Below are 16,240 nucleotides of genomic sequence, written 5' to 3'. Positions count from 1 at the left end.
TCTTCATCGAAGGGCTGCCGCAGTCACCTTCGGCCGGAGGCCGGGCCGTGTCTGCGGGCGTTCGACGAAGAGGCGCCGTGCGAGAGGGTCAGCACCCTCTGCGGTCGACTGGTGGGATCGATTCCGACGGGCTTGGCTTTTGCCGATGGATGCGGCGTCACCGGGCCCGCAGGCGGTGGGCGATGGATCGTTGCGCGCCCTGCACGCAGTCGTCGATGTAGCGGGCGATGCGGCGCCCCGGCTCGCCGTGCGGCACGCGCGACAGGCCGGTGGCACCGCAGGGCTTGCACCCTCTGGATGAGAGCCGCGCCGTGCCCCCAGCACGCTCGAACCTCCGCCCCTGGCATGCAGCGCACACGGGCTGCAGCCACCACGCGAGCACCGCCGTGGCGATGGCTTCGGCAGGGTCCATCCGCCACCGGTGTGCCTGGGCGATCAGGTGAGCGCGGACTTCCGGCAGCGTTCTCAGGTGCGGGAGCGTGCGCGCCGGCGGATTCCGCAGGCCGACCGCATCGCACTCCGACCGCAGCCGCAGCAGCACACCACCCACGCGGGCCCGGCTCCAGCCCGCGGCGATGAGCACCTCCGCATCCGTATAGGCGGCACCTTCACGGACGCCCAGGCGCAGCCCCGACGCGTTGGCGGCAACGCTGTAGGCTTCTTCGAACGTGCGGAAGTCGTCGGGACCCATGGTGTTCCTCGCGGTGAAAATGTTTGCAGAGGTCCATTAAACACCATGTTTACAAAAATTGCCTGCTTTTGTTTACAACAATTTGTTTAACTGCGGCACAATGCGGCCATGCACGACAGCGCCCTCCGCCTCTACCAAGCCGCGTCCCAGATCAAGGACGTCTCGGGCCAGTCCGCCGTGGCGCGGTTGCTGGGAGAATCCCCGCAGAACATGAAGAACTGGGAGGTACGGGGCGTCTCCAAAGCGGGGGCCCTCAAGGCGGAAGAGCTGATCGGCTGCTCGGCCGCCTGGGTGCTGACGGGCGACGGGCAGGCCACCACCGGGCGCGGCACACGGCCCCGCCGCACGCCGCCGTCCACCGGCAGCGCGGTGTCCGTGCCGCGCCTGGCGAACACGGCATCGATGGGCGGCGGCAGCGACATGGCCCCCGAGGACGTGCTGGTGGGCAACCTCACCCTTTCGCCGGCCTGGATCGGCAGGACGCTGCGGGGCTTGAGCACGCCGGACAACCTGCGCTTCATCCACGCCTACGGCGATTCCATGGAGCCCACGTTCCTCGACGGTGACGTGCTGCTGGTCGATGCGGGCGTGCGCACGCTGGAAGTCGACGGCGTCTATGTGCTCGGCGCCCAGAACCGCCTTTTCATCAAGCGCGTGCGCCAGCGCCTGGACGGCGCCTACGAGATCAGCAGCGACAACCCCACGGTGAAGACGGTGGACGTGCTGGACGGCCAGCACGCGGTCGAGATCCTGGGCAAGGTGATCTGGATCTGGAACGGGAGGAAGATCTGACGACGAGGTGCAGGCGGAGCGCCGCGGCACGCATTCGCCGCGTTGAATTCTCCGCATCTGCCTTGATTGGTTCCCGCTCGGAACGCAGCGAGGGAATCCGCCATCTGCAAGACGGCAAACTCCCTGCATGAAGACTGGTAGGGCGTGGCGGACTTGAACCGACGACCAAAGGATTATGAGTCCTCTGCTCTAACCAACTGAGCTAACGCCCCGGCCGCCGCGATTGTATGTGCTAGCGCCGGTGGCTCAGCGCATTGGTCACCAGCTTCGAGGTGATGTCGACGATCTGGATCATGCGGTCGTAGGGCATGCGGGTGGGACCGATGACGCCCAGGGTGCCCACGACCTGCCCGTCCACCTCGTATGGGGCGCTCACCACCGAGAGCTCCTCGAAGGGCACGACCTGGCTCTCGCCGCCGATGAAGATGCGCACGCCCTCGGCGCGGTTGGAGACGTCCAGCAGGCGCAGGATCTGCGTCTTCTGCTCGAAGAGCTCGAAGGCCTTGCGCAGGTTGCCCATGTCGTTGGAGAAGTCGCTCAGCGCCAGCAGGTTGCGCTCGCCGGAGATGATGACTTCTTCCTGCGATGCGGCCATGGCCTCGGAGCCGATGTTGACGGCGGCCTGCATGAGCGAGGCGATCTCGCCGCGCAGCTGGTCCACCTCGGTCTTGAGCCGTTCGCGCACTTCCTCCATGCCCATGCCCGAGTAATGGCTGTTGAGGAAATTGGCGGCCTCGGCCAGTTGGGACTGGGAATGGTCGACTTCGGTGAAGATCACCCGGTTCTGCACGTCGCCGTCCGGCGAGACGATGATGACGAGCAGGCGGCGCTCCGAAAGCCGCAGGAATTCGATGTGCCGGAAGACGGACTGCCGGCGTGGCGCCATCACCACGCCCACGAACTGCGACAGGCTGGACAGCAGCTGCGCCGCGTTGGCGATGACCTTCTGGGGCTGGTCCGGCGCCAGCTCGGGCGAGCGCAGTTCCTCGCGCTGCACTGTCAACATGGTGTCAACGAACAGGCGGTAGCCTTTGGCCGTGGGAATGCGCCCGGCAGACGTGTGGGGGCTGACGATCAGCCCGATGTCCTCCAGGTCCGCCATGACGTTGCGGATGGTGGCGGGCGACAGGTCCAGGCCCGACGCCTTCGACAGCGTGCGCGAACCCACCGGCTGGCCGTCGGCGATGTAGCGCTCGATCAGCGCTTTGAGCAACAACTTGGCACGGTCGTCGAGCATTGAATCATTTTAATGATCTAATTTCCGTGATGAAGCTCAGGTTCCAACGCGTGGCGCTCGTCGGCAAGTACCAGGCGCCCACTTCCGCCGGCATGTCCGACAGTTCGCGCGATGCGCTGGACGGGATCGCCCGCTTTCTGGCCAACGAGGGCTGCGAGGTCTCCCTGGAGGCGGACACGGCCGCGAATACCGGTTTCACCGAGTACCCCGCCCTGCCGGTGGAGCGCATCGGCGTCGACTGCGACCTCTGCCTGGTGGTGGGGGGCGACGGCACCATGCTGGGCGTCGGGCGCCAGCTCGCGCCCTACCGCACGCCGCTCATCGGCATCAACCAGGGCCGGCTCGGCTTCATCACCGACATTCCGCTGGATGAATACCCCGCGGTGCTCAAGCCCATGCTGCGCGGCGAATACGAGGAGGACCTGCGCCCCCTCATGCGTGCGCGCGTGATGCGCCAGGGCCAGTGCGTGTTCGAGGCGCTGGCGATGAACGACGTGGTGGTCAACCGCGGCTCCACGTCGGGCATGGTGGAGCTGCGCGTGGAGGTGGGCGGGCATTTCGTGTCCAACCAGCGGGCCGACGGGCTGATCATCGCCTCGCCCACGGGCTCGACGGCCTATGCGCTGTCCGCCGGCGGGCCCATGCTGCACCCCACCATTCCCGGCTGGGTGCTGGCGCCCATTGCGCCGCACACGTTGTCGAACCGCCCGATCGTGCTGTCGGACAGCATGGAGGTGACGGTGGAGGTGGTGAGCGGCCGCGACGTGAGCGCGAATTTCGACATGCAGTCCCTCGCATCGCTGCAGCATGGGGACCGCATCCTGGTGCAGCGTTCGGACTACCGCGCGCGGTTTTTGCATCCGCGCGGCTGGAATTATTTCGCCACGCTGCGCAAGAAGCTGCGCTGGAACGACGGAGGCTACTGAGCATGGCGTTGAAGCGGATTGCGCTGCGTGATTTCGTGATCGTCGAATCCCTGGAGCTCGATCTCCACACGGGGTTCAGCGCGCTGACCGGCGAGACCGGGGCCGGCAAGTCCATCCTGATCGATGCGCTGCAGCTGCTGCTGGGCGCGCGCGCCGATCCCGGCGTGGTGCGGGAAGGCACGGCCGCCGCCGACCTGGCCGCGGAGTTCGACGGTACGCCCGCCATCGCCGCATGGCTGGAGGAGGCCGGCATTCCGCAGGAGGACGGCCTGCTGCTGCGGCGCACGATCGACGCACAGGGCAAGAGCCGCGCATGGATCAACGGCGTGCCTGCCACGGCGACACAGATGCGCACGCTGGGCTCGCACCTCATCGACATCCACGGCCAGCACGCGTGGCAGAGCCTGACGCGCGTGGACGCGGTGCGCGGCCTGCTGGACGCCTACGGCGGCATCCGCGCCGACGGCCTGCTGCCGCTCTGGACGCGTTGGCGCGACGACCGCAAGGCCCTGGAAACGGCCCGCGCGGGCCAGGACAGCATCCAGCAGGAGCGCGACCGGCTGCAGTGGCAGATCGCCGAGATGCAGAAGCTCGGTCCCGCCGAGGGCGAGTGGGACGAATTGAACGCGCAGCACACGCGCCTGTCGCATGCGCAGGCACTGATCGATACCGCCCAGGCAGCGCTCTCGACGCTCGAAGACGACGAGGGCGGAGCCCATGGCCAGTTGGTGCGCGCGCGTGGCCTGCTGGAAGCCAAGGCCTCGCTGGACCCGCAGTTCCAGTCGATGCTGGACGTGCTGGCCTCGTGCCTGGCGCAGGCCTCGGACGTGGCGCATTCGCTGCAGTCCTATCTGCGCCACACCGATGTAGATCCTGACCGGCTGGAGACGCTCGACACCCGCATGGGCCTCTGGATGTCGCTGGCGCGCCGCTTCAAGCGCCAGCCCCAGGATCTGCCCGGCCTGCTTGCCGGCTGGGAAGAGGAACTGGCGCGCCTCGACGGCGCCTCCGACGTCGAGGCGCTGGCCGAGAGCGCCCGCAAGAGCGAGGCCGCCTACATGAAGGCCGCCCGCGAAATATCCCAGAAGCGTGCCAAGGCCGCGCCGCAGCTCGCGCGCGCCATCACCGAGGCGATGCAGGGCCTGGGCATGAAGGGCGGCCGGTTCGACGTGGCGCTCGATGCGCAGGCGGAACCGGGGCCGCACGGGCTGGACAGCGTCGCCTTCCTGGTGGCGGGCCACCAGGGGGTGTCGCCGCGGCCGATCGGCAAGGTCGCCTCCGGTGGCGAGCTCTCGCGGATCTCGCTCGCGATCTCCGTCACCACCAGCCGCCTGGGGGAAGCGCCCACGCTGATCTTCGACGAAGTGGATTCGGGCGTCGGCGGTTCCGTCGCAGAGACCGTGGGCCAGCTGATGCAGCGCCTCGGCGCCGACCGGCAGGTGCTGGCCGTGACGCACCTGCCCCAGGTGGCCGCCTGCGCGGACCACCACCTCGTGGTGTCCAAACGCTCCCGCCAGAACGGCACGGTGAGCACGGTCGCGCCGGTGGAGGGCGACCGCCGCGTGCAGGAGATGGCGCGCATGCTCGGCGGCGAGCGGGCATCCGCCGCCACGCTGGCGCACGCCCGCGAGATGCTGGACCACAGCCGCACGCCCCCGGCTCAAGGGAAGCGCGCGTGACGGCCGCTGCGCTGGAGATCGTGCTGATCACGGGCATGTCGGGCTCCGGCAAGTCCGTGGCACTGCATGCGCTGGAGGATGCGGGCTATTACTGCGTCGACAACCTGCCGCCGGAACTGCTCGCGGCCTTCGTGGCGCTGGAGCACCAGCACCATGGCAACCGGGTGGCGATCGCCATGGACGTGCGCAGCGCGACCGCCCTGCCGCTGGTGCCGCAGCAGCTCAGGCGCCTGCGCGCCGAGGGCGTCACGGTGCATTCGCTGTTCCTGGACGCGACGACGGACACGCTGGTGCGGCGGTTCTCGGAAACGCGGCGCCGGCACCCGCTGTCGCGCGACGAACGGCAGGGCGAGACCCATGCGCTGCTGGAGACCATCGAGCTGGAGCGCGAGCTGCTGGCGGACCTGCGCGAGCAATCGCACGTGATCGACACCAGCGCCATCCGTGCCGCGCAGTTGCAGGGTTACGTGAAGAGCCTGATGCCGGCCCTGCCGGGGCAGCTGACGCTGGTGTTCCAGTCGTTCGCCTTCAAGCGCGGGGTGCCGGTGGACGCGGACTATGTCTTCGACGTCCGGATGCTGCCCAACCCGCACTACGAACCCGGCCTGCGCGACCTGACGGGCCAGGACGCAGCGGTCGTGCGCTACCTGGAGCAGATCAAGGACGTCCGGCTGATGCGGGAGCACATCACGCGCTTCCTGGCGCACTGGCTCGAACTGCTGGCGCAGAACCACCGCAGCTACGTCACCGTCGCCATCGGCTGCACGGGCGGGCAGCACCGTTCGGTGTATCTCGTGGAGCGGCTGTGCGAGGATTTCTCGGACCGGTGGACCACCCTGCGGCGGCATCGCGAGCTGGACATGAGGAGAACACCCCCCTGAGCGGCTGCGCCCGCCTCCCCCCGCTCTCGCCATGCTGCGCACGGCGGGCAGGGAGACGCCGCCGGTGGCCGGGCGAAGCCCGTTCCACGGCGTCTGCTGGCGTGGCCTGCTCCGCGGCCTTCTGACAGGTTGAAGCCGGTGAATCAGGAAATGGCTTCGGCCTGCCCCGCATTCGGCAGATGCACCTGCTCCAGCAGCTTGCGGATCGGGGCCGGCAGGCCGAGGGCGCGCCATTGCGCGGTGGCGAACCAACCCGCGGTACCGCCCTCTTCCTCGCCGGCACGCACGGCATCGCCCGGCGCGCGCGCCAGCAGCGGGTGCAGATGCAGGTCGCGGTGGGTGAGCACGTGGAACACGGTGTCCAGCGCCTCCGGAGGCTCCGAGACGCCGCGGCGGGCCATCCAGGCATGCGCTTCGCCTTCGCTCTCGAACATGGGCGGACAGTACAGTCCGGCCCAGATGCCGCCTTCCGATGGCCGGCGCTGCAGCCAGATGCGCCCTTCCCCGTCGTGCAGCAGCGGGAACCACCAGGCCTGGGCGCGGCGCACCAGCTTGCGGGTGCGCACCGGATAGTCCTCGGGATTGCCGGCGGCGGCAGCCGCGCATTGCGCGTGCAGGGGGCACAGGATGCAGGCGGGCCGCTTGGGCGTGCAGAGTGTGGCGCCCAGGTCCATCAGGCCCTGCGTGTAGCGGGGCATGGCGTCGTGCAGGTCGGTCTGCGGCAGCAGCGCGGTGGCCTGGTCCCAGAGGGCGCGCTCGTTGCGGGCGACCGCCAGATCGGCGTCGAAGCCCAGCACGCGCGTCAGGACGCGCCGCACGTTGGCGTCGAGGATGGGCACGCGCTCGGCGAAGCAGAACGAGGCGATCGCGCCGGCCGTCGACCGGCCGATGCCGGGCAGCTCGGCCAGCACCTCCGCGGTGCGCGGGAAACTGCCGCCGTGCCGCTCCACCACTTCGCGGGCGCAGCGGTGCAGATTGCGGGCGCGGCTGTAATAGCCGAGGCCGCTCCACAGGGCCATGACGTCTTCCTCGGGCGCGGCGGCCAGGGCCCCCACGTCCGGGAAGCGCTCCAGGAAGCGGGTGTAGTAATCGAGCACCGTCGCGACCTGGGTCTGCTGCAGCATGATCTCGGAGAGCCACACGCGGTAGGGGTCGCGGGTCTGCTGCCAGGGCAGGTGGTTGCGGCCGTGCACGGCCTGCCAGCGCACCACGTCGGTGGCGATGTCGGGAAGCGCGCGCGTCATGCGGACGGTGCCGCCGGGGGCCGCGGGCCTCCGCTTTCCGCGGGCAGGGACGCCAGCTGCCCCGTCAGCTCGTTCAGCCGCGCTTCGAGCTGCGTCAGTTCCTGCTCGGCCTGCTCGATCTCCTCGATCCGTTCGGCCAGGCTGCCCGCCGCATGCTGGATGCGGTCCACGGCCTCGATGCGCCGCGCGAAGCTGCGCTTGCGTTCGCGCAGCTGGGCGTCGAGCTGCGCGGTGGCGGATTTGCTCCACAGCTCCAGGTCGTTGGCCGCCGATTCGAAGACGGTGCGCAGGCGCATGCCGAGGGCACGCACCAGGCGCTGTACGAAGTCCGGCTGGGCCAGGCGCAGCGTGTTGCCCACGCCGATGTACTGCACGTGGCGCTCCTCGATCTGCCGGATCTCCGCCAGGAAGCCGTCGAGCTGCGGGGTCGGCGGCACCTGCAGGGAGAAGCCGAAGTCCGCGTTCAGCTGGCGGAAGGTGCCGCCGAGCATGGCGTGGATCTCGGTGGCCGAGGCCTGGGCCTTGTCGACGATCGACCGCAGGCGCTCGAACGTCTCCGCATAGACCTTGCGCACGCCGAATTTGAGGCCCTTCTGCTGCAGCGCCTCGACCAGCGCCGTCATCTCGGCCTTCAGCGAGCGCGCGCCGAGATCCTGGAAGATGTCGCGCAGCAGCTTGAGGTGCACCGCCCGCACGGCCTGGATCTTCGCGGCGCTGGCGTCGAACTCGCGCTGTTCCTGTTCGATGCGCACGCGCATGGACTCGATCACGGATGCGTTCTTGCCGCGCAGGCTGCGCAGCTCCAGCACCTGGTCGTCCAGATCGCGGCGGCGGATGTTGATGGTGCGGCCCGCCGCCGTGCGCAGCGAGGCCACGCCCGAGGTCACGGCGGAGCGCAGGATGCCCTGGCGCTTGCCCATCACGCCCTGCGCCAGCGCGTCCTCCAGCACCGGCAGGCCGCTGGACTCCAGCAGCACGTCGTCGCAGTGGATCTTGGAGACCAGCCCCTTCTGCGCCGACACCAGCAGCACCTGCTCCGGCGGCACGCCCAGCATCTCGGCGGAGGCCAGCCGCTGGCGTTCGAGCTGTTCCTGCACCTGCGTGGGCGAATTGAGGGTGTCCCAGAGCGTGTCGATCTTGTTCAGCACCACGAGGCGGGCGTCCGCATGGCCGACGGCGGGCGCGACGTGCTGGCGCCAGATCTCCAGGTCGGAGCGCGTGACGCCGGTGTCCGCGCCGAGGATGAAGACCACGGCATGGGCCTGGGGAATCAGGTTGATGGTGAGCTCGGGCTCCGCTCCGACGGCGTTCAGGCCGGGCGTGTCCAGGATCACCAATCCCTGGCGCAGCAGGGGGTGCGGGATGTTGATCAGCGCGTGGCGCCAGGCGGGCACCTCGACCAGGCCCCGCGCATCGGGCACCGGATTGTCCTGGGGCTGGTCGTCGTGCCAGAAGCCGAGCGCGCGGGCCTCGTCCTGCGTGACGCGGCGCACCTCCGACACTTTCTCGAGCGCTCCGGCGAGCTGCTCCGCATCGCCGACGTTCAGCGGGACCTCGGTCCACTGGTCCGGCCGCAGCCGCCATTCGGCCAGGCCCTGGGGCTGCAGGCGCGTGTCGATCGGCAACAGGCGCAGGCTGTTGGAGACCGCGGCGTCGTAGCCCAGCTCGGTCGGGCACATCGTGGTGCGGCCGGCGCTGGCCGGCATGATGCGGCGGCCATAGTCGGCGAAGAAGATCGCATTGATGAGCTCGGACTTGCCGCGGGAGAACTCCGCGACGAACGCCACCATGACCTTGTCGCTGCGCACCTGGTCTTCCAGGCGGCGCAGCTTCTCCTGGATGGCGGCATCCATCAGGGCATGCGAGGACATCCATTCGCCCAGCTGCTTCAACTGGAGCGCGAACGCGCGCCGCCAGGCGCCATGCTGGTCGAATTGCTCGTTGAAAGAAGGTCCCACGGTGCTCCTGGAGATGGATGCTGCATCCCGGCTGCGCCGGCAAGGTCAAAATATATCAGCACCCCGGCCGGCATTGCCTCCGTAGATCAGGGCTTCTGGCACTGGATGCAATAGTACGTGCTGCGCTGGCCCTGCCGGATCGCGCGGATCGGCGTGCCGCAGGTGCGGCACGGCAGGCCCTCGCGGCCATAGACGTGCGCCTCCAGCTGGAAATGCCCGGCGTTGCCGTCCACCCCTGCGAAGTCCCGCAGCGTACTGCCGCCGCGCTCCACGGCCCGCGCCAGCACCGAGCGGATGGCCGCGTGCAGCCGCCGCGCGCGCACCGGCCCGATGGACGAGGCCCGCACGGTCGGCCGGATGCCCGCGAGGAAGAGCGCCTCGGAGGCATAGATGTTCCCCACCCCCACCACCGCCTTGCCGCCCAGCAGGAACTGCTTGACCGGCAGCCGGCTCGCCCGCAGCGCGGCCGCGAAACCCTCCACCGTGAAGGCGTCTTCCAGCGGCTCCACGCCCAGGCGCCCCAGCAGCCGGACGGCTTCCGGGCTGGTCTCGGAATCGGCCCAGACGACCGCCCCGAACCGGCGCGGGTCCTTCAGCCGCAGGGTGCCCTGGCTGGTCGCCATCAGGAAGTGGTCGTGGATGCCGGGCGGCTCCGCCAGCCGGTCGAAGCGCAGGCTGCCGGACATGCCCAGGTGGACCAGCAGCAGGCCACGGTCCAGGTCCACGAGCAGGTACTTGCCGCGGCGGCGCACCGCGACGATCCGCAGGCCGAGCAAGGTGTCGGGCGCGCGGCCCAGGGGCCAGCGCAGCGCCTTGCCCAGCACGACGGATTCGATCACCGCTCCGGCCATGGCGTCCGCCACGCCGCGGCGCGTGACTTCCACTTCGGGCAACTCAGGCATGCGGACGGGCTCCTGGAACGAGGTCGGGCATGGATTATTATGGTCCGATGGAGCCATCACATCGTTTCCGGAGTGCCGCATTTCTGTGCGCACTGTGCGCCGCAGCGGCGCCTTCCCTCGCGGCACCCGCAGCTCCACCGCCCCCGCCGGCGCGGGCGAAGCAGGTCGAGCTGCAAGCGGAAACCATTCCCAGCAGCGAGTCGCGCGCCGCGCTCGACGCCGAGCTGTTCTACGACATCCTGGTCGGCGAACTCAGCACCAGCAGCGGCGATCCGGGCTCCGGCTACGCGCTGATCCTGGAGGCCGCGCGCCGCAGCGGCGACGGCCAGCTGTACCGGCGCGCCACGGACATCGCGCTGCAGTCGCGCTCCGGTGAATACGCCCTGGCCGCGGCGCGTGCCTGGAAGGAAGCCCAGCCGCAGTCGCGCGAGGCCAACCGCTACGTGCTGCAGATCCTCATCGCCCTGAACCGCATCCAGGAGACGGGCGACCTGCTCAAGCAGGAACTCGCCCAGTCGCCGGCGCAGGACAAGCTGCTCACCCTGCAGGCCATTCCGCAGCTGTACGGGCGCGCCTCGGACAAGGCGGCCGCCGCCGGCATCGTCGAGAAGGCGCTGGCGGACCAGCTGCAGAACCCCGCGGCCGGCCCCGTCGCCTGGACCACGATCGGCCGCATGCGGTTCGCCGCGGGCGACCGCAAGGGCGCGCTGGAGGCGGCCCGCCAGGCCCAGGCCCAGGAGGCGCCGCTGGACAGCGCCGCGCTGCTCGCGCTGCAACTGCTCGAAGCGGGCGAGGCCCAGGCCGAGCCGCTCGTGACCCGCTACATGGCCGGCAAGCCGCAGCCCCAGATCCGCATGGCCTACGCGGGCGTGCTGCTCAACCTGCAGCGCTTCGCGGAAGCCGGCGCGCAGCTGGACACGCTCACCCGCGAAGCGCCGGACATGGCCGAGGCGTGGCTGCTCAAGGCCTCGCTGGCGCTGCAGTCGGACCGGCTGCCCGAAGCCGAGGCGTCGCTGGACCAGTTCGAGCGCCTGCTGCAGTCGTACCCGCCCGGCGACCCGCGCAAGGCGGCGATGAACCAGGCCTACCTGCTGCGCGCCCAGATCGCGGAGAAGCGGGGCGATCTCGCCCAGGCGGAATCCTGGCTCGCCAAGGTCGACAACGCCTCCGAGCTGCTCGCGGCGCAGGCGCGGCGTGCCTCGCTGCTGGCGCGCCAGGGCAAGCTGCAGGAGGCCGTCGGAGTGATCCGCAGGCTGCCGGCCCGCAACGCGCAGGAAGAGCGCCTGAAGCTGGTGGCCGAAGCGCAGCTGCTGCGCGACGCCAAGCAGTACAAGCAGGCCTTCGAGGTGCAGGGCAAGGCCGTGGCGCTCGCGCCCGACGACTACGACCTGGTGTACGACCAGGCCATGCTGGCGGAGAAGGCCGGCGACCTCGATGCCATGGAGCGGCTGCTGCGCCAGATCATCGAGAAGCGCCCCGACTACCAGCACGCCTACAACGCGCTCGGCTATTCGTTCGCCGAGCGCGGCATCCGCCTGCCGGAGGCCCGGCAGCTGATCGCGAAGGCGCTGGAGTTCGCTCCGAAGGATCCGTTCATCACCGACAGCCTGGGCTGGGTGGAATTCCGCATGGGCAACCACGCCGAAGCGGCCCGGCTGCTGGGCGAGGCCTTCCAGCGCCAGCCCGATCCCGAAATCGCGGCGCACCTCGGCGAGGTGCTGTGGACCCTGGGTGAGCGCGAGAAGGCGCTGGAGGTGTGGCGCACCGGCCTGCGCCTGAACAAGGACAACGACACGCTGCAGGAAACGCTGAAGCGGCTGAAGGCCAACCCGTGATGCGCTCCGCGACGATGGATGGGCAGCGCCGCGGACTGCTCGGCGGACTGGCGGCAGGCGCGCTCGTGCTGCTGGCGGGCTGTGCCACGCCGCCCCGGCCGGCATCCCAGGCGCGCGTCGGCGTGCGGCAATGGAACGGCCGCATGGCGCTGCAGGTGGACGACCCGGACGTGGCGCCGGTCAGCGCCGGCTTCGAATTGAGCGGAGAGGCGCGGCAGGGGGAACTCGTGCTGCTCAATCCGCTGGGCAACGTGCTCGCGACGCTGGAATGGTCCCCTTCGGGCGCCATCCTGCAAAAGGGCGGCGAGCGCCGCACCTCGCCGTCGCTCGACGCGCTGGTGGAGGAACTGACGGGCAGCGCCCTGCCGGTCGCGGCGCTCTTTGCCTGGCTGCAGGGCGACGCGGTGGACGTGCCGGGATGGACGGTGAACCTCGGCAGGCTGGACGACGGGCGTCTGACCGCCCAGCGCCAGAGCCCCCTGCCCCAGGCCACGCTGCGCATCGTGCTGGACCGCTGAACCACTCCATGCGCGCGATCCACGACCTGCCCGCCCCGGCCAAGCTCAACCTGTTCCTGCACATCACCGGGCGCAGGCCCGACGGCTACCACCTGCTGCAGTCGGCGTTCATGCTGATCGACTGGTGCGACACGCTGCACGTCGAACTGCGCGCGGACGGCGGCATCAGCCGCGAGGATCTCGATGGGGGTGCCGCCCTGCCGGCCGACGACCTCTGCACCCGCGCGGCCCGCGCGCTGCAGCAGGCCACGGGCACGCGCCAGGGCGCGCACATCACGCTGGAGAAATCCATTCCCGCACAGGCCGGCATGGGCGGCGGCTCCTCGGATGCCGCCACCACGCTGATCGCGCTCAACCGGCTCTGGGGCGTGCATCTGGGACGCGCGGCGCTGGAACGCATCGGTCTGTCGCTCGGGGCCGACATTCCCTTCTTTTTGCGCGGCAGGAACGCTTGGGTGGAAGGAATCGGTGAGACAATCACGCCGCTCGAGAACGTGCACGCGCTGCCCCGGAGCCGGTTCGTGGTGGTCAAACCCGCAGCCGGACTGGATACGAAATCGATTTTTTCGTCTCCTTCTCTGGAACGCGATTCGCAGCGTGCTACAATCTCAGGCTTTGCTGCAGCACGCTACCAATTTGGTAAAAACGTACTGCAGCCGGTCGCGGAACAGCTCTGCCCCGAAGTTTCCCAAGCCATCCGATGGCTGGAAGACAAAGGATTGCAGGCCCGCATGACCGGCTCGGGAAGTGCGGTGTTTGCGCAAATGACACATGCGATCGATTTATTCGATCTGCCCACCGGATGGAGGGCAAAAGTATGTGATAATCTGAGGCTCCACCCCCTTGCAGGGTGGGCAGCAGATGAAGATTGAGGTGGATTGCCATCAGGCAGTCAACCTGTGTAGGGGAGTCGCCAAGCTGGTTAAGGCACCGGATTTTGATTCCGGCATGCGAAGGTTCGAATCCTTCTTCCCCTGCCAAAGCTTTTTGCTTCAGGCATTTACTTCAGACTGCTGGGTCTCGCATGCAAGCCAACCACCCCGACTTCATGGTTTTCACCGGCAATGCCAATCCTGGCATGGCCGCTGACATCGCCCGGCATCTCGGCACGAGCCTCGGCGCCATCGATGTGGCCCGCTTCTCCGACGGAGAAGTCACCGTCGAAATCAAAGAGAACGTCCGCGCCCGCGACGTGTTCGTGGTGCAGTCCACCTGCGCCCCCACGAACGAAAACCTCATGGAACTGCTGATCATGGTCGATGCGTTCAAGCGCGCATCCGCCGAGCGCATCAGCGCCGTGATCCCCTATTTCGGCTATGCCCGCCAGGACCGCCGTCCGCGCTCCACGCGCGTGCCGATCTCGGCCAAGGTCGTCGCCAACATGCTGCAGGCCGTCGGCGTCGCCCGCGTGCTGACGATGGACCTGCACGCCGACCAGATCCAGGGCTTCTTCGACATCCCGGTGGACAACATCTATGCGTCCCCCGTGCTGCTCGGCGACCTGCGCCAGAAGAACTACGAGGACCTGATCGTCGTGTCCCCCGACGTGGGCGGCGTGGTGCGCGCACGGGCCCTCGCCAAGCAGCTCGGCTGCGACCTGGCCATCATCGACAAGCGCCGCCCGAAGGCCAACGTCTCGGAAGTGATGCACGTGATCGGCGAGATCGAAGGCCGCAACTGCGTGATCATGGACGACATGATCGACACGGCCGGCACGCTCGTGAAGGCCGCCGAGGTGCTCAAGGAGCGCGGCGCCAAGAAGGTGTACGCCTACTGCACGCACCCGATCTTCTCGGGCCCCGCCATCGACCGCATCTCCCAGGGCGATGCGCTCGACGAGGTGGTCGTCACCAACACCATTCCCTTGAGCGAAACCGGCAAGGGATGCACCAAGATTCGCCAGCTCTCCGTGGCACCGCTGATCGCCGAGACGATCCAGCGCATCGCCAAGGGGGAGTCGGTGATGAGCCTGTTCTCGGACTGAGGATCCGTCCTCCCCTGCCCCGGCCCTCCGGCCCGGCGCAGCAGATGCCAAGCCTCCTTCGGGAGGCTTGCGCGTTCGGGAACAACCCCACGGGCCCGCAGCCATCCTGGCGCGGGCCTTCGTCAACGCAGGGCCCGCTGGTCGCGGCAGGCCCCCACAGGAGTGAAACATGAACTTCGTCGCTTTTGAGCGCGCCAAGCAAGGTACGGGTGCGAGCCGCCGTCTGCGCAATTCGGGCAAGACGCCCGGCATCGTCTACGGCGGTTCCGCCGAACCCCAGCTCATCGAGCTGGACCACAACGCCCTGTGGCACGCCCTGAAGAAGGAAGCCTTCCATTCCAGCGTACTGGACATGGAAGTGGCCGGCCAGACCAGCAAGGTCCTGCTGCGCGACGTGCAATACCACCCGTTCAAGCAACTGGTGCTGCACATCGACTTCCAGCGCGTGGACGAGAAGACCAAGCTGCACATGAAGGTGCCGCTGCACTTCTCCGGCGCCGAGGAATCCCCGGCCGTGAAGATCGACAAGTGCATGGTCAACCCCGTGGCGAACGAACTGGACGTGTCCTGCATGCCGTCCGACCTGCCCGAGTTCATCAACGTGGACCTGAGCAAGCTGGAAAAGGGCCGCTCGCTGCACCTGAAGGACATCAAGCTGCCCCGCGGCGTGTCCGCCGTGGTGCGTGGCAGCCAGCAGAACCCGGTGCTGGTGTCCGTCGTGACGCCGGTGGCCGAAGTCGAGGCTCCGGCCGAAGGCGCTGCAGCTCCGGCCGCCGCTCCCGCCAAGAAGGGCAAGAAGTAATTCTTCGCGCCCTCTGACCGGATGGCCGCCCCACGGGTGGCATCCGGCCCCTACGGCCCACCGCTTCACGGCGCGTGGGCCGTTGCTCTTTTGGGAGCGAGCGTGCCGCGCCGCGCTCCTCCGATAATCGCGCGCACCATGATCAAACTGTTTGTGGGCCTGGGCAATCCCGGTCCGGATTACGACGCCACACGGCACAACGCGGGGTTCTGGTGGATCGACGGTCTCGCCCGCGACCTGAAGGTGCACCTCGTGCCCGAGCGGGCCTACCACGGGCTGGTCGCCCGCGCCAGCGTGAACGGGCAGAGCGTGTGGCTGCTGCAGCCGCAGACCTTCATGAACCTGTCGGGCAAGTCGGTGGCTGCGCTGGCGCGCTTCTTCAAGATCCAGCCGCAGGAAATCCTGGTGGCCCACGACGAACTGGACATCGTGCCGGGCCAGGCCAAGCTCAAGCGCGGCGGCAGCCATGCGGGCCACAACGGGCTGCGCGACATCCATGCGCAGCTGGGCTCGCCGGACTACTGGCGCCTGCGCATCGGCATCGGGCACCCGGGCGTGAAGGAAGAGGTGCCCAACTGGGTGCTCAAGAAGCCCTCGCCCGACCACCGCACGCAGATCGAGGACAGCATCGCGCATTCGCTCAAGGCCGCGCCGGCCATGCTGGCGGGCGACATGGAAAAGGCCACGCTGCTCGTGCACACCACCAAGCCGCCACGCCCGAAGCCGCCGCGGCCGGAAGGGCTGCCGCCGACGCCGCCTGCGCAGCGGTAGGCGGGGCCCGGTCTCCATCG

15 protein-coding genes and 2 tRNA genes are annotated in these 16,240 nt (G+C 68.9%); 11 read left to right on the top strand and 6 right to left on the bottom strand.

Annotated features, from left to right (window positions below; all coding sequences use genetic code 11):
* Nucleotides 1-157: 157 nt before the first annotated feature.
* Nucleotides 158-691 (bottom strand): hypothetical protein, encoded by a 534-nt coding sequence (locus Q9R47_RS06920; RefSeq protein WP_311232469.1) that lies wholly within the window; start codon nucleotides 689-691, stop codon nucleotides 158-160.
* Nucleotides 692-799: 108 nt separating this feature from the next.
* Here Q9R47_RS06920 and Q9R47_RS06915 point away from each other — a divergent pair, with 108 nt between their 5' ends.
* Complete coding sequence (locus Q9R47_RS06915; RefSeq protein ID WP_311232468.1) at nucleotides 800-1,483, top strand: S24 family peptidase; 684 nt, start codon at nucleotides 800-802, stop codon at nucleotides 1,481-1,483.
* Between the two features lie 135 nt (nucleotides 1,484-1,618).
* On the opposite strand, the gene Q9R47_RS06910 is transcribed toward Q9R47_RS06915, so the two are convergent.
* Together Q9R47_RS06910 and hrcA are read right to left on the bottom strand one after the other, a co-directional pair.
* Nucleotides 1,619-1,695: transfer RNA gene (locus tag Q9R47_RS06910), tRNA-Ile, on the bottom strand.
* 20 nt (nucleotides 1,696-1,715) lie between these two features.
* A complete protein-coding gene (gene hrcA, locus Q9R47_RS06905) occupies nucleotides 1,716-2,720 on the bottom strand; it encodes a heat-inducible transcriptional repressor HrcA (RefSeq protein ID WP_311232467.1) in 1,005 nt (334 codons plus the stop codon).
* 29 nt (nucleotides 2,721-2,749) lie between these two features.
* Here hrcA and Q9R47_RS06900 point away from each other — a divergent pair, with 29 nt between their 5' ends.
* The 3 genes from Q9R47_RS06900 to rapZ are packed head-to-tail and all read left to right on the top strand — an operon-like array spanning nucleotide 2,750 to nucleotide 6,206.
* Nucleotides 2,750-3,646: an NAD kinase gene (locus Q9R47_RS06900; protein WP_311232466.1), complete on the top strand. Its 897-nt coding sequence runs from the start codon at nucleotides 2,750-2,752 to the stop codon at nucleotides 3,644-3,646.
* Between the two features lie 2 nt (nucleotides 3,647-3,648).
* Nucleotides 3,649-5,325: a DNA repair protein RecN gene (recN, locus tag Q9R47_RS06895; protein WP_311232465.1), complete on the top strand. Its 1,677-nt coding sequence runs from the start codon at nucleotides 3,649-3,651 to the stop codon at nucleotides 5,323-5,325.
* A complete protein-coding gene (gene rapZ / locus Q9R47_RS06890) occupies nucleotides 5,322-6,206 on the top strand; it encodes an RNase adapter RapZ (protein WP_311232464.1) in 885 nt (294 codons plus the stop codon). Before recN ends, rapZ begins: the two co-directional genes overlap by 4 nt.
* Before the next feature lie 143 nt (nucleotides 6,207-6,349).
* On the opposite strand, the gene mutY is transcribed toward rapZ, so the two are convergent.
* The 3 genes from mutY to mutM form a co-directional block, all read right to left on the bottom strand.
* Entirely contained in the window at nucleotides 6,350-7,450 is a 1,101-nt protein-coding gene (mutY, locus tag Q9R47_RS06885; RefSeq protein ID WP_311232463.1) for an A/G-specific adenine glycosylase, read from the bottom strand.
* Nucleotides 7,447-9,408: a dynamin family protein gene (locus Q9R47_RS06880; protein ID WP_311232462.1), complete on the bottom strand. Its 1,962-nt coding sequence runs from the start codon at nucleotides 9,406-9,408 to the stop codon at nucleotides 7,447-7,449. Before Q9R47_RS06880 ends, mutY begins: the two co-directional genes overlap by 4 nt.
* 86 nt (nucleotides 9,409-9,494) lie before the next feature.
* Nucleotides 9,495-10,310 (bottom strand): bifunctional DNA-formamidopyrimidine glycosylase/DNA-(apurinic or apyrimidinic site) lyase, encoded by an 816-nt coding sequence (mutM, locus tag Q9R47_RS06875; RefSeq protein WP_311232461.1) that lies wholly within the window; start codon nucleotides 10,308-10,310, stop codon nucleotides 9,495-9,497.
* 29 nt (nucleotides 10,311-10,339) lie between these two features.
* Between mutM and Q9R47_RS06870 the strand changes: the two genes are divergently transcribed.
* The 7 genes from Q9R47_RS06870 (at nucleotide 10,340) to pth (ending at nucleotide 16,220) form a co-directional block, all read left to right on the top strand.
* The gene (locus Q9R47_RS06870; RefSeq protein ID WP_311232460.1) at nucleotides 10,340-12,145 is read left to right on the top strand and encodes a tetratricopeptide repeat protein; all 1,806 of its coding nucleotides are present in this window, start codon (nucleotides 10,340-10,342) and stop codon (nucleotides 12,143-12,145) included.
* Nucleotides 12,145-12,663 carry a lipoprotein insertase outer membrane protein LolB gene (locus tag Q9R47_RS06865; RefSeq protein ID WP_311232485.1) on the top strand — a complete coding sequence of 173 codons (519 nt, stop codon included), beginning with the start codon at nucleotides 12,145-12,147 and terminating at the stop codon, nucleotides 12,661-12,663. Before Q9R47_RS06870 ends, Q9R47_RS06865 begins: the two co-directional genes overlap by 1 nt.
* An 8-nt stretch (nucleotides 12,664-12,671) precedes the next feature.
* On the top strand, nucleotides 12,672-13,535 hold the full coding sequence (gene ispE, locus Q9R47_RS06860) for a 4-(cytidine 5'-diphospho)-2-C-methyl-D-erythritol kinase (RefSeq protein WP_311232459.1): 864 nt from the start codon (nucleotides 12,672-12,674) through the stop codon (nucleotides 13,533-13,535).
* 31 nt (nucleotides 13,536-13,566) lie between these two features.
* Nucleotides 13,567-13,643: transfer RNA gene (locus Q9R47_RS06855), tRNA-Gln, on the top strand.
* A gap of 44 nt (nucleotides 13,644-13,687) precedes the next feature.
* Nucleotides 13,688-14,647 carry a ribose-phosphate pyrophosphokinase gene (locus Q9R47_RS06850; protein ID WP_311232458.1) on the top strand — a complete coding sequence of 320 codons (960 nt, stop codon included), beginning with the start codon at nucleotides 13,688-13,690 and terminating at the stop codon, nucleotides 14,645-14,647.
* Nucleotides 14,648-14,816: 169 nt separating this feature from the next.
* On the top strand, nucleotides 14,817-15,449 hold the full coding sequence (locus tag Q9R47_RS06845) for a 50S ribosomal protein L25/general stress protein Ctc (RefSeq protein WP_311232457.1): 633 nt from the start codon (nucleotides 14,817-14,819) through the stop codon (nucleotides 15,447-15,449).
* Nucleotides 15,450-15,587: 138 nt separating this feature from the next.
* Nucleotides 15,588-16,220, top strand: coding sequence for an aminoacyl-tRNA hydrolase (gene pth, locus Q9R47_RS06840; protein ID WP_311232456.1), 633 nt, complete (start codon nucleotides 15,588-15,590; stop codon nucleotides 16,218-16,220).
* Nucleotides 16,221-16,240: the final 20 nt, after the last annotated feature.

It is taken from the genome of Acidovorax sp. PRC11 (assembly GCF_031844105.1).
Classification (GTDB): Bacteria; Pseudomonadota; Gammaproteobacteria; order Burkholderiales; family Burkholderiaceae_C; genus Paracidovorax.
Note: the sequence above shows the minus strand (reverse complement) of the source record. Positions and strands in the feature narration are given on the sequence as shown.

What these genes read in the sequence shown, in the direction of transcription:
- Q9R47_RS06920 (WP_311232469.1), bottom strand. Translation starts at nt 691, where the DNA reads ATGGGTCCCGACGACTTCCGCACGTTCGAAGAAGCCTACAGCGTTGCC.
- Q9R47_RS06915 (WP_311232468.1), top strand. Translation starts at nt 800, where the DNA reads ATGCACGACAGCGCCCTCCGCCTCTACCAAGCCGCGTCCCAGATCAAG.
- hrcA (WP_311232467.1), bottom strand. Translation starts at nt 2,720, where the DNA reads ATGCTCGACGACCGTGCCAAGTTGTTGCTCAAAGCGCTGATCGAGCGC.
- Q9R47_RS06900 (WP_311232466.1), top strand. Translation starts at nt 2,750, where the DNA reads ATGAAGCTCAGGTTCCAACGCGTGGCGCTCGTCGGCAAGTACCAGGCG.
- recN (WP_311232465.1), top strand. Translation starts at nt 3,649, where the DNA reads ATGGCGTTGAAGCGGATTGCGCTGCGTGATTTCGTGATCGTCGAATCC.
- mutY (WP_311232463.1), bottom strand. Translation starts at nt 7,450, where the DNA reads ATGACGCGCGCGCTTCCCGACATCGCCACCGACGTGGTGCGCTGGCAG.
- mutM (WP_311232461.1), bottom strand. Translation starts at nt 10,310, where the DNA reads ATGCCTGAGTTGCCCGAAGTGGAAGTCACGCGCCGCGGCGTGGCGGAC.
- Q9R47_RS06870 (WP_311232460.1), top strand. Translation starts at nt 10,340, where the DNA reads ATGGATTATTATGGTCCGATGGAGCCATCACATCGTTTCCGGAGTGCC.
- Q9R47_RS06865 (WP_311232485.1), top strand. Translation starts at nt 12,145, where the DNA reads ATGCGCTCCGCGACGATGGATGGGCAGCGCCGCGGACTGCTCGGCGGA.
- ispE (WP_311232459.1), top strand. Translation starts at nt 12,672, where the DNA reads ATGCGCGCGATCCACGACCTGCCCGCCCCGGCCAAGCTCAACCTGTTC.
- Q9R47_RS06850 (WP_311232458.1), top strand. Translation starts at nt 13,688, where the DNA reads ATGCAAGCCAACCACCCCGACTTCATGGTTTTCACCGGCAATGCCAAT.
- Q9R47_RS06845 (WP_311232457.1), top strand. Translation starts at nt 14,817, where the DNA reads ATGAACTTCGTCGCTTTTGAGCGCGCCAAGCAAGGTACGGGTGCGAGC.
- pth (WP_311232456.1), top strand. Translation starts at nt 15,588, where the DNA reads ATGATCAAACTGTTTGTGGGCCTGGGCAATCCCGGTCCGGATTACGAC.